Here is a 12261-nt window from a genome sequence, read left to right as displayed (position 1 = left end):
TTACGGCTGGTCGGTCGGCTCGGCGGTGAGCAGGCCCGCGTTGATCTCGCGCATGGCGATGGAGAGGGGCTTCTCCTGCGGGGTGGTCTCGACGAGCGGACCGACGTACTCCAGGAGGCCCTCACCGAGCTGGCTGTAGTAGGCGTTGACCTGGCGCGCGCGCTTGGCGGCGAAGATGACCAGCGCGTACTTCGACGTCGTCTTCTCAAGGAGCTCGTCGATCGGCGGGTTGGTGATGCCTTCGGGGTTGGCGATGGATCCCACGAATTAACCTCTGCGTCTTTCGAGCCGCGCGGACGCGGTGCTGAGTCTCAACGGCGGCCGGCCGTCAGCCGCGTACACGCGACCAGGCCGGATCCGGATAAGAAGAACCGAGTAAGCCTACCAGCTCGTCGGCGACCCGATCGGTGTGGTCGTGCGTCAGGGTGTGCGCGAAGGCGGCGGCCACGGCGGCGTCGGGTCGGTGCCCGGGTGGGATCAACAGCACCAGCCGCGCGGCGGGCACTCGCGCCCGCACCAGCCGGGCGCCGGGGACGTCGAGCGGGAGCAGGACCGGCTGCCCGGCGTCGAGCCGGGCGCGCAGCGGCGGGTCGAGGGTGCCCCGGTGGTACGCGCCGATCCGGGACCACTCCAGCAGGTCTCCGGTGGCCACCCGGCGCTCGAACTCGGCCGGGGCGAGAAAGACCCGCTGCTCACCGTCCACCTCCGGCTCCCGGCGCGGCCTCGTCGTTGCCGGCACCGGGATCCACACGGACGGGAAACGCGCCCGAACGAGCTCGACGACACTCTCCCTGCCGGAACCCGAAGGTCCAGCCAGGACAGTGAGCCGAGCCGCCGGGCGCGTCTCGCCATCCGTGCTCACTGCTTGTTTCTACACGCTGCCAGGTTCAGTTGGCGGCGAACTCTCCAAGCAGTGCCTTGCGCTGCTGCTCGCCGAGGCCACGCAGGCGACGGCTGTCAGCGATCTTGAGCTTCTCCATGATCTGGGTAGCCCGGATCTTGCCGATGCCCGGCATCGCCTGCAGGACGGCCGAAACCTTGAGCTTGCCCACGACGTCGTCGCTCTCGGCGCGCTCGAGGACGGCACCAAGGGTGGTCTTGCCCTGCTTGAGCTGCTCCTTCAGCTCGGCACGGGCCTTGCGGATCTCCGCGGCCTTCTCGAGCGCGGCAGCGCGCTGTTCGGGGGTCAGTGACGGGAGCGGCACCAGTTCTCCTCAGGTCCCTATCGCGGCGGGCGGGGCGCACCGCCGCATCTGTGAAACGTGGTGTCGCTGTGAACCAAGGGGTCCGTGGTTCCCAGCGCGGGGAAAACTAGCGGTCAACGGAGCTTTCGGCAACGTGGGCGCGCGATGATCATCGCAAAGTGACCGAGCCGTCAGTCAGTCACCGGGCAGCCAGAACGGCCCGGCACTCGGCCGAGACCCGGTCGGCGGCGGCCCGCAGGGCGTCCGCGTCCGGTCCCGCCGACAGGACCTCCCGGGAGTACGACGGGAGCACCGAAGCGAGGCTGGAACCGAAGACGGTGCGCAGATCCGCGGCGCCCGCACCCTGCGCGCCGAGCCCCGGAGCGAGCAGCGGACCCCCCACGCCGGAGAGGTCATGACCGGTGTCACCGATGGTTGCGCCGACCACCAGACCGAAGCTGCCGAGGGGGGTCGCACCCCTGTTGAGCTGGGAAATCTCGTCGATCACGGTCTGCGCGACGGTCCGCCCGTCGGCCGTGCGGGCCCGCTGCACGGCCGCGCCCTCGGGGTTCGAGGTGAGGGCCAGCACGAAGACCCCGCCGCCGTGTTTGGCGGCCAACTCGAACATCGGCGCCAGCGAACCTACTCCCAGGTAGGGACTGGCCGTGACCGCGTCGACATACAGCGGGCTGGATGGATCAAGGTACGCGGAGGCGTACGCGCTGACCGTTGAGCCGATGTCGCCACGCTTGACGTCCAGAAGAACGAGCGAACCGGCTTCTCGTAACTGTCGGATAGTTGACTCAAGGATCGCCACACCGCGGGATCCGAATCGCTCGAAAAAGGCCGACTGAGGCTTGACCACCGCAACCCGGTCACCGAGCGCTTCCACCACGGTCCGGGAGAACCGTTCGAGGCCGTCGACGTCGTCCGCGAGGCCCCACCGGGCCAGCAGACCGGGATGCGGGTCGATGCCCACACAGAGCGGTCCGCGCTCGCTGACGGCCCGGTGCAGTCGGGTGCCGAAGCTCTCCATCTGTGCACTTCCCCTCTACTCGTCCGGGCGGCGGACCGCCTCGGGGCGTACTCGTTGACCGGGACCGCTCAGCCGGCCGCCACCGCCGCCGCCACCCCGGCCGCGATACGGGCCAGGTCGGCGTCGTCGGTGACGTACGGCGGCATCGTGTAGATCAGGTCGCGGAACGGCCGCAGCCAGACGCCCCGCTCGACGGCCGCCGCGGTGGCCGCGCCGAGGTCGACCTCGTGGTCGAGCTGGACCACCCCGATCGCCCCGAGCACCCGCACATCCGCCACGCCCGGCGCGGCGCGCAGCGGCTCCAGGCCGGCGCGCAGACCGGCGTTGACCCGGGACACCTGCGCCGCCCAGTCCCCGGCCCGCAGCAGCCCGATGGAGGCGTTGGCGACCGCGCAGGCCAGCGGGTTGCCCATGAACGTGGGCCCGTGCGCCAGCACGCCGTCGGCGGAGATGCCCCGGGCGACCTCGGCGGTGCACAGCGTCGCGGCCAGGGTCAGGTAGCCCCCGGTGAGCGCCTTGCCCACGCACATCACGTCGGGGGCCACCCCGGCGTGTTCGGCGGCGAACATCGCGCCGGTACGGCCGAACCCGGTCGCGATCTCGTCGAAGATCAACAGCACCCCGTGCGCGCGGGTCACCTCGCGCAGCACCCGCAGGTAACCCGGATGGTGGAACCGCATCCCGCCGGCGCCCTGGACGACGGGCTCGACGATCACCGCGGCCAGCTCGTCGGCGTGCCGCTCGACGGTGTCCACCAACGCCGCCACGTACGCCTCGTCCGGCGGGTCGGTGAAGCCGCCGGGCGGCACCGGGGCGAAGATCTGCCGCGGCAGCACGTCACCCCAGAGGTGGTGCATCCCGCCCTCCGGGTCGCAGACGCTCATCGGGTGGAACGTGTCGCCGTGGTAACCACCCCGCCAGGTCGCCAGCCGGCGCCGCTGCGGCCGGCCGACGGCCCGCTGGTACTGCAGGCACATCTTCGCCGCCACCTCGACGCTCACCGAGCCGGAGTCGGCCAGGAACACGTGCTCCAGACCCTCCGGGGCCAGCTCGACGAGGGTCCGCGCGAGCTGCACCGCGGGCTCGTGGGTGAGGCCACCGAACATCACGTGGCTCATCCGGGCGAGCTGGTCGGTCACTGCCGCGTCCAGCACCGGGTGCCGGTAGCCGTGGATCGCCGCCCACCAGGACGACATGCCGTCCACCAGCTCGCGGCCGTCGGCCAGGGTCAGCCGTACGCCCTCGGCGCTCCGCACCACGTACGGCGGGTTCGCCGGCGGCAGGGCGGCGTACGGGTGCCAGACGTGCGCCCGGTCGGTGGCCAGAATCTCCTCGGGCGTCATGCGTGCTCCTTCCGGACCGGACGGCGGACCAGGCGGTGGGCCGGACGACGGGCCGCGCGGCCGGGCGGCACCTCTCCCCATCCGCCTTTGCTCTGCTTCAGCGGAGGCAACAGTGGGTGTCCGGATATCGGACGCCCACTGTCTCCTCGGTTGAAGCAGTGCAAAGGCGGCAGTGACCGGTCGGGGTCCTCGGCCGACCGACACACGGACCCGGCGGTGCCGCCGGGCCGAGGGCTGCTCACCGGCCGGCGACCGGATCCGGTGTCGCCGCGGTGGCGCTCGCGCGGGCGGCGGCGCGCACCAGGGCCGGGCCGCGGTAGATGAAGCCGGTGTAGAGCTGCACCAGGGCGGCGCCGGCATCGAACATCCGCGCCGCGTCGTCCGGATCGAGCACCCCGCCGACTCCGATGATCGGTAGCCGGCCGCCGGTCTCACGGTGGACGAACGCGACCACCTCCCGAGCCCGCCCGGTCAGCGGTCGACCGGACAGGCCACCGGCCTGGGCGCCGCGTTCGGAGTCGGCCGTGGCCAGCCCGGTACGGGCCAGCGTGGTGTTGGTGGCGATCACCCCGGCGGCGCCCCGGGCCAGGCAGACCTCCAGCAGCTCGGCGATCGCCGCCTCGGTCAGATCCGGCGCGATCTTGACCAGCACCGGCTTCTCCCCCACCAGCGCGCCGAGCAGCGCGTCCAGGTGCGCGCGGTCCTGCAACGACCGTAGGCCCGGGGTGTTCGGTGAGGAAACGTTGACCGCGAAGTAGTCGCCGTGCCCGCGCAGCGCCCGGTACGAGGCGAGGTAGTCCTCGACCGCCTCGTCGAGCGGGGTCACCTTGGACTTGCCCAGCGAGATCCCCAGCGGCACCCCGATGGGGCGCGGCAGCGCGTCCAGCCGGGCGGCCAGCGCGGCGGCCCCGGCGTTGTTGAAGCCCATCCGGTTGACCACGGCCTCGCTGGCCGGCAGCCGGAACAGCCGCGGCCGGGGGTTGCCCGGCTGGGCGTGCGCCGTCACCGTGCCGACCTCGACGAAGCCGAAGCCGAGCGCCGGCCAGGCCGCCAGCGCGGCGCCGTCCTTGTCCATGCCGGCGGCCAGGCCGACCGGGTTGGGGAACCGCACGCCGAACACCGTGCGGGGCGCCTGAACGGCGTAGCGGGCCCGCAGGGCCGCGAGGGCCACCGGACGCCGCGACAGCGCCGCCAGCCGCCGCAGCGTCCACTCGTGCGCCGCCTCGGCGTCGCCGCCGCCGAGACGGAACAACCCCGGCCGCACGACCCGCTCGAACAGGGTCACTGGGCCGCCCGGAGGGTGGCGTGCAGGTCCTGCAGCGGGCGCACCTGCATGTCGCCCCGGATGCGCGCCTCGATGCCCATGACCGCGGCAGCCGCGCCCGGAACCGTGGTGATGCAGGGGATGTCGGTGGTGACGGCGGCGCTGCGGATCTCGTAGCCGTCCGAGCGGGCGCTGGCGCCCGAGCCCTGCGGCGTGTTGATCACCAGGGCCACGTCGCCGCGCAGGATCAGCGACACCGCGTCGTCCCCCTCGCCCGCCTGGTAGTGCTTGCGGATCTGCTCGCAGGCGATGCCGTGCCGGCGCAGCACCTCGGCGGTGCCGGTGGTCGCCACGATCTCGAAGCCCAGGTCGGCCAGCCGCTTGATCGGGAAGATCATGCCGCGCTTGTCCCGGTTGGCCACCGACACGAAGATCTTCCCGGCGGTCGGCAACGACCCGTACGCGGCCGACTGGCTCTTGGCGAAGGCGTGCCCGAAGTTGGTGTCGATGCCCATCACCTCGCCTGTCGACTTCATCTCCGGGCCGAGCAGCGAGTCGATCCCCTTGCCCGCCCGGGTCCGGAAGCGCTTGAACGGCAGCACCGCCTCCTTGACCGCGATCGGCGCGTCGGCGGGCATCGTGCCCCCGTCCCCCGTCGCCGGGAGCAGGCCCTCGGCGCGCAGCTCGGCGATCGTCGCGCCGAGCGCGATCCGGGCGGCGGCCTTGGCCAGCGGAACGGCAGTCGCCTTCGAGACGAACGGGACGGTCCGCGACGCGCGCGGGTTGGCCTCCAGGACGTAGAGCACGTCGTCCTTGAGCGCGTACTGCACGTTGAGCAGACCGCGCACGCCGACGCCGCGGGCGATCGCCTCGGTGTAGCGGCGGACCTCGGCCAGGTGCGACCCCGCGAGGGTGATCGGCGGCAACGCGCAGGACGAGTCGCCGGAGTGGATCCCGGCCTCCTCGATGTGCTCCATCACGCCACCGATGTAGACCGCGCCGTCGGCGTCGCACAGGGCGTCCACGTCGATCTCGATGGCGTCGTCGAGGAACCGGTCCACCAGCACCGGGTGGTCGCCGGAGATGTCGGTGGCCCGACCGATGTAGTCGCGCAGCGTCGGGTCGTCGTAGACGATCTCCATGCCCCGCCCGCCCAGCACGTACGACGGGCGGACCAGCACCGGGTAGCCGATCTCGTCGGCGATCGCCTTGGCCTCGTCGTAGGACGTGGCCATGCCGTGCGCCGGCGCGCGCAGCCCGGCACGGGCCAGCACCGCGCCGAACGCGCCCCGCTCCTCGGCCAGGTGGATCGACTCCGGGGAGGTGCCGACGATCGGCACGCCCGCGTTCTTGAGCCGCTGCGCCAACCCCAGCGGGGTCTGCCCGCCAAGCTGCACGACCACCCCGACCACGCCCGGCCCGCCGGCCGCCCGGCCGGACGAGTCCTCCGCGTGCCAGACCTCCAGGACGTCCTCGAAGGTCAGCGGTTCGAAGTAGAGCCGGTCGGCGGTGTCGTAGTCGGTGGAGACCGTCTCGGGGTTGCAGTTGACCATGACGGTCTCGTAACCGGCCGACCGCAACGCCTGGACCGCGTGCACGCACGAGTAGTCGAACTCGATGCCCTGCCCGATCCGGTTCGGACCGGAGCCCAGAATCAGCACCTTCGGCCGGTCCGACGGCACGACCTCGGTCTCGGTGTCGTACGTGGAGTAGTGGTACGGCGTGGTGGCCTCGAACTCGGCCGCGCAGGTGTCCACCGTCTTGTAGACCGGGCGTACGTCGAGGCGGTGCCGCAGGGTCCGTACGCCGTCCTCGGCCGCCAGCTCCGGACGCAGCGCGGCGAGCTGCCGGTCGGACAGGCCGGCCCGCTTGGCGCGACGCAGCAGCTCGGCGTCGAGCACCGGCGCGTCGACGATCTCGGCGCGCAGCTCGATCAGCGCGACGATCTGGTCCAGGAACCACGGGTCGATCCCGCCGGACGCCTCGGCGACCTCGGCGATCGACGCGCCGAGGCGCAGCGCCCGCTCCACCGTGTAGAGCCGGCCGTCGTGCGGGACGCGCAGCGCGGCGAGGGTGTTCTCCCGCGTCGCGTCGGCCGGGTCGGGGACGGTCCAGAAACCAGATGATTTGGTTTCCAGCGAGCGCATCGCCTTGTTCAGCGCCTCGGTGAAGTTGCGCCCGAGGCTCATCGCCTCGCCCACCGACTTCATGGTGGTGGTCAGCTCCGGGTCCGCGCCGGGGAACTTCTCGAACGCGAACCGGGGGATCTTCACCACCACGTAGTCGAGGGTCGGCTCGAACGCCGCCGGGGTCTTCAGCGTGATGTCGTTGGGGATCTCGTCGAGCGTGTAGCCGATGGCCAGCTTCGCGGCGATCTTCGCAATCGGGAAGCCGGTCGCCTTGGACGCCAACGCCGAGGAGCGCGACACCCGCGGGTTCATCTCGATCACGACGATCCGGCCGTCGACCGGGTTGACCGCGAACTGGATGTTGCAGCCGCCGGTGTCCACCCCGACCTCGCGCAGCACGGCGATACCCAGGTCGCGCAGGCGCTGGTACTCCCGGTCGGTGAGCGTCATGGCCGGGGCCACGGTGACGCTGTCGCCGGTGTGCACGCCCATCGGGTCGAGGTTCTCGATCGAGCAGACGACCACCACGTTGTCGTGCCGGTCGCGCATCAGCTCCAGCTCGTACTCCTTCCAGCCGAGCACGCTCTCCTCGATGAGCACCTCGTGCACCGGGCTGGCGGTCAGGCCGTCGCCGGCGATGCGGGCCAGGTCCTGGGGCGTGTGCGCCATGCCGGAGCCCAGGCCACCCATGGTGAACGACGGCCGGATCACCACCGGCAGGCCCAGCTCGGCGACTGTCGCCTCGACCTCGTCCATGGAGTGGCACACCCGGGAGCGCGGCACCAGCCCGGCCGGGTCGTCGACGCCCAGGCGTACGCCGGCCTTCGCCACGATCTCCTTGAACAGCTGGCGGTCCTCGCCCCGGTTGATGGCGTCGATGTTCGCGCCGATCAGCTCGACGCCGTACTTGTCCAGGACGCCGGCCTCGTGCAGGGCGACTGCCGTGTTCAGCGCGGTCTGCCCGCCGAGGGTGGCCAGGATCGCGTCCGGGCGCTCCTTGGCGATGACCAGCTCCACGAACTCCGGGGTGATCGGCTCGACGTACGTGGCGTCGGCGAACTCGGGGTCCGTCATGATCGTGGCGGGGTTGGAGTTGACCAGGCTGACCCGGATCCCCTCGCTGCGCAGCACCCGGCACGCCTGGGTGCCGGAGTAGTCGAACTCGCAGGCCTGCCCGATGACGATCGGCCCGGAGCCGATCACGAGGATGTGCTTGAGATCGGTCCGCTTAGGCATTCTTGGCGCCCTCACTGCGATTCAGGTCGAGGCCACGGCCCTCGACCAGCTCGGCGAAACGGTCGAAGAGGTAGTCGGCGTCGTGCGGGCCGGCTGCCGCTTCCGGGTGGTACTGCACGGTGAAGGCGGGGACGTCCACGGCCCGCAACCCCTCGACCACGTTGTCATTGAGGCAGACGTGCGACACCCGCACGCCGCCGAAGTCGGTGTCAATCACCTGGTCGGGGACCACCGCGCCCTGCCCCGCACCGGGCACCTTGACCGCGCCGAGCCGCTGTTCGCGGCCCGACACGTCGACCGCGAAGCCGTGGTTGTGGCTGGTCACCTCGACCTTGCCGGTGGCCCGGTCGAGCACCGGCTGATTGATCCCCCGGTGGCCGTAGCCCAGCTTGTAGGTGCCGAAGCCGAGCGCCCGGCCGAGGATCTGGCTGCCGAAGCAGATGCCGAACAGCGGCACCTCCCTCCGCAGCGCCTCCCGGGCCAGCGCCACCGGGCCGTCGGCCGTCGCCGGGTCGCCGGGGCCGGGCGACAGGAAGACCGCGTCGGCGCCGGTGGCCAGCAGGTCCTCGATGCTCGACGAGGCCGGCAGCACGTGGGTGGTCACCCCGCGCGCGGCCAGCCGGCGCGGCACGTTGCGCTTGATGCCCAGATCCAGCGCCGCCACGGTGAACCGCTTCTCACCGAGCGCCTCGACGACGTACGGCTGGGCGGTGGTCACCTCGGCGGACAGGTCCGCGCCGACCATCTGCGGCGACTGCCGGACCCGGGCCAGCAGGCTCTGCGGGTCCTTCTCGACGCTGGAGATGCCCACCCGCATGGCGCCCCGCTCGCGCAGGTGCCGGGTCAACGCCCGGGTGTCCACGCCGCTGATGCCCACCACACCCTCGGTGGCGAGGCGGTCCTCCAGGCTGCCGGTGGCCCGCCAGTTCGAGCCGATCCGGGCCGGGTCGCGGACGACGTAGCCGGCCACCCAGATCCGGCCGGACTCGTCGTCCTCGCCGTTGACGCCGGTGTTGCCGATGTGCGGCGCGGTCTGCACCACCACCTGCCGGTGATAGGACGGATCGGTGAGCGTCTCCTGGTAACCGGTCATGCCGGTGTTGAAGACCGCCTCGCCGAAGGTCTCACCGACGCTGCCGTACGCCTCACCGGGGAACGTGCGCCCGTCCTCGAGGACGAGGATCGCGGGTCTGCGCTTGACCATTACTTGACAGCCTTTCCGTCCAGGACCGTCGGCTCGCCGCGCAGGAAGGTCGCCACGATGCGACCCGGCAGCGTCATGCGGGCGTACGGGGTGTTACGACTGCGACTGGCCAGTTCCGCCGGCTCGATGGTGCGGCGGACGGCCGGGTCGATCACTGTCAGGTTGGCCGGCACGCCGGGCGCCGGGTCGATGCCGTGCCCGGTCAGCCCCGCGATCCGGGCGGGGGTGCGGGACATCCGCTCGGCGATCAGGTCCCACTCGGGGCCGAACACGTCGAGCGCGATGGACAGCGCCGTCTCCAGGCCGAGCATCCCCGGCCGGGCGTACGCCCACTCGCACTCCTTGTCCTCCACGGCGTGCGGGGCGTGGTCGGTGGCGATGATGTCGATGACGCCGTCGGCGAGCGCGGACCGCAGGGCGGTGATGTCCGCGGCCGTGCGCAGCGGCGGGTTCACCTTGAAGACCGGGTCGTAGCTCTCCGCGTGCTCGTCGGTGAGCAGCAGGTGGTGCGGGGTGACCTCGGCGGTGACGCGTACACCACGGGCCTTGGCCTGGCGCAGCACCTCGACGCTGCCGGCGGTGGAGACGTGGCAGACGTGCAGGCGGCTGCCCACGTGCTCGGCGAGCAGCACGTCCCGGGCGATGATCGCCTCCTCGGCGACCGCCGGCCAGCCGATCAGGCCGAGCCGGGTGGAGACCTCACCCTCGTGCATCTGGGCGCCCTCGGTGAGGCGGGGCTCCTCGGCGTGCTGGGCGATGACCCCGTCGAACGCCTTGACGTACTCCAGGGCCCGGCGCATCAGCAACGGGTCGGCGACGCAGTGCCCGTCGTCGGAGAAGATCCGCACCCGGGCCGCGGAGTCGGCCATCGCGCCCAGCTCGGCGAGGCGCTCGCCGGCCAGCCCGACGGTGACCGCGCCCACCGGCTGCACGTCGACCAGCCCGGCCTCCCGGCCGAGCCGCCAGACCTGCTCGACGACGCCTGCGGTGTCCGCGACCGGCGAGGTGTTCGCCATCGCGCAGACCGCCGTGTAGCCGCCCAGCGCCGCCGCCCGGGACCCGGACTCGACGGTCTCGGCGTCCTCCCGGCCGGGCTCGCGCAGGTGGGTGTGCAGGTCGACCAGGCCCGGCAGGGCGACCAGCCCGGCGCCGTCGACCACCACGGCGTCCGGCGCGGACAGCCCCGGACCGACCTCGGCGACGACGCCGTCGCGGATCAGCAGGTCGGTCGGCGCGGCGCCGACGATGCTCACGCTGGTGATGAGGTACGCGGTCACCGGTTGTTCCCTCCGAGCAGCAGGTACAGAACAGCCATCCGCACGGAGACCCCGTTGGTGACCTGTTCGACGATTGTGGAGCGGGGTGAGTCGGCCACCTCGGGGGTGATCTCCATCCCCCGGTTCATCGGGCCCGGGTGCATGACGATCGCGTGCTCGGGCAGCCGGCGCATGCGCGGGCCGTCCAGCCCGTAACGGCGGGAGTACTCGCGCGCGGAGGGGAAGTAGGAGTCCTTCATCCGCTCCCGCTGCACCCGCAGCATCATCACGACGTCGACGTCGGGCAGCACGGCGTCGAGGTCGTACGACACGTCGGTGCCCGGGGCGAGGGCGCCGGCGATGTCGACGGGGATGAGGGTGGGCGGACCGACCAGGGTGACCTTCGCGCCGAGGGTGGACAGCAGCAGGACGTTGGAGCGGGCCACCCGGGAGTGCAGCACGTCCCCGACCACCGCGACCGACAGGCCGGCGAGGCGGCCCAGCCGGGCCCGCATGGTGTACGCGTCGAGCAGCGCCTGGGTGGGGTGCTCGTGGGTGCCGTCGCCGGCGTTGACCACCGACCCGTCGACCCAGTTGGCGAGCCGGTGCGGGGCGCCGGAGGCGGGGTGCCGCACGACCACCGCGTCGGCGCCCATGGCCTGCAGGGTCAGCGCCGTGTCCTTCAGGCTCTCGCCCTTGGCGACGCTGGACCCCTTCGCGGAAAAGTTGATCACGTCGGCGCTGAGCCGCTTCGCCGCCGCCTCGAACGAGATCCGGGTCCGGGTGGAGTCCTCGTAGAAGAGGTTCACCACCGTCCGGCCGCGCAGCGCGGGCAGCTTCTTGATCTCGCGGCCGGCGACGGTGGCCATCTCGGCGGCCGTGTCCAGGATCTCGGTGGCGGTGTCGGCGTCCAGGTCCGCGCCGGAGAGCAGGTGCCTGATCATGAGTGGGTTCCCCCGTACAACTTGACCTCGTCGGCGCCGTCGGTCTCGGCGAGCGTCACCTTGACGCTCTCGGCGAGCGCCGTCGGGATGTTCTTGCCGACGTAGTCGGCGCGGATCGGCAACTCGCGGTGGCCGCGGTCGACCAGGACGGCGAGCTGCACCGACGCCGGGCGGCCCACGTCGTTGAGCGCGTCGAGCGCGGCCCGCACGGTGCGCCCGGAGAAGAGCACGTCGTCGACGAGGATCACCCGCTTGCCGTCGATGCCGCCGCTGGGCACCTGGGTCGGGCCGATCGCGCGGGTGGCGTGCCGGCGCAGGTCGTCGCGGTAGAGCGTGATGTCGAGCACACCGACCGGGACGACGACGTCCTCGAAGGTGCTGATCCGGGAGGCGAGCCGCCGCGCGAGAGGCGCACCCCGGGTGGGAATCCCGAGCAGCACGGTGTCGGCGGCGCCCTGGGTCTTCTCCAGGATCTGGTGGGCGATGCGGTCGACCACGCGCTGCACGTCGGCGCTGGCGAGGATCACCTTCACCGAGGGTTGTCGCGGTGGTGACGAGCGGGCAGCCGGTGGGTATGCCACGGCGGACCTCCTTCCCCGCCTCACGGGACGGGTCGTTAAAGGATGTCGGGCACCTCCGGCCGGTGAGCGCGAGCAGACCGACCG

11 protein-coding genes are annotated in these 12261 nt (G+C 72.0%); all 11 read right to left on the bottom strand.

The features are described from left to right. A complete protein-coding gene (rpoZ, locus tag AB0B97_RS27680; protein ID WP_007075826.1) occupies window positions 1-264 on the bottom strand; it encodes a DNA-directed RNA polymerase subunit omega in 264 nt (87 codons plus the stop codon). 64 nt (window positions 265-328) lie between these two features. Next, window positions 329-862 carry a guanylate kinase gene (locus AB0B97_RS27675; RefSeq protein ID WP_357497714.1) on the bottom strand — a complete coding sequence of 178 codons (534 nt, stop codon included), beginning with the start codon at window positions 860-862 and terminating at the stop codon, window positions 329-331. A 25-nt stretch (window positions 863-887) separates the two neighbouring features. Next, a complete protein-coding gene (gene mihF, locus AB0B97_RS27670) occupies window positions 888-1205 on the bottom strand; it encodes an integration host factor, actinobacterial type (protein WP_007458370.1) in 318 nt (105 codons plus the stop codon). Between the two features lie 178 nt (window positions 1206-1383). Beyond that, a complete protein-coding gene (gene pyrF, locus AB0B97_RS27665; RefSeq protein WP_357497712.1) occupies window positions 1384-2220 on the bottom strand; it encodes an orotidine-5'-phosphate decarboxylase in 837 nt (278 codons plus the stop codon). A gap of 68 nt (window positions 2221-2288) precedes the next feature. Further along, window positions 2289-3563, bottom strand: coding sequence for an adenosylmethionine--8-amino-7-oxononanoate transaminase (locus AB0B97_RS27660; RefSeq protein ID WP_357497710.1), 1275 nt, complete (start codon window positions 3561-3563; stop codon window positions 2289-2291). Between the two features lie 238 nt (window positions 3564-3801). Next, window positions 3802-4848, bottom strand: a complete 1047-nt coding sequence (locus AB0B97_RS27655; protein ID WP_357497708.1) for a quinone-dependent dihydroorotate dehydrogenase — start codon at window positions 4846-4848, stop codon at window positions 3802-3804. After that, window positions 4845-8192, bottom strand: a complete 3348-nt coding sequence (gene carB, locus AB0B97_RS27650; protein ID WP_357497706.1) for a carbamoyl-phosphate synthase large subunit — start codon at window positions 8190-8192, stop codon at window positions 4845-4847. Before carB ends, AB0B97_RS27655 begins: the two co-directional genes overlap by 4 nt. After that, window positions 8185-9396 (bottom strand): glutamine-hydrolyzing carbamoyl-phosphate synthase small subunit, encoded by a 1212-nt coding sequence (gene carA / locus AB0B97_RS27645; RefSeq protein ID WP_357497704.1) that lies wholly within the window; start codon window positions 9394-9396, stop codon window positions 8185-8187. Before carA ends, carB begins: the two co-directional genes overlap by 8 nt. Next, complete coding sequence (locus AB0B97_RS27640; RefSeq protein ID WP_357497702.1) at window positions 9396-10673, bottom strand: dihydroorotase; 1278 nt, start codon at window positions 10671-10673, stop codon at window positions 9396-9398. Before AB0B97_RS27640 ends, carA begins: the two co-directional genes overlap by 1 nt. Then, window positions 10670-11596 carry an aspartate carbamoyltransferase catalytic subunit gene (locus AB0B97_RS27635; protein WP_007458351.1) on the bottom strand — a complete coding sequence of 309 codons (927 nt, stop codon included), beginning with the start codon at window positions 11594-11596 and terminating at the stop codon, window positions 10670-10672. Before AB0B97_RS27635 ends, AB0B97_RS27640 begins: the two co-directional genes overlap by 4 nt. Continuing rightward, a complete protein-coding gene (gene pyrR, locus AB0B97_RS27630) occupies window positions 11593-12177 on the bottom strand; it encodes a bifunctional pyr operon transcriptional regulator/uracil phosphoribosyltransferase PyrR (protein ID WP_234588133.1) in 585 nt (194 codons plus the stop codon). The genes AB0B97_RS27635 and pyrR overlap by 4 nt, the downstream gene beginning before the upstream one ends. Window positions 12178-12261: the final 84 nt, after the last annotated feature.

Origin of the sequence: Micromonospora sp. NPDC049004 (genome assembly GCF_040649315.1) — a bacterium.
Classification (GTDB): Bacteria; Actinomycetota; Actinomycetes; order Mycobacteriales; family Micromonosporaceae; genus Micromonospora.
The sequence above is the reverse complement of the archived record's forward strand: the minus strand, read 5'-3'. Positions and strand labels throughout refer to the sequence as shown.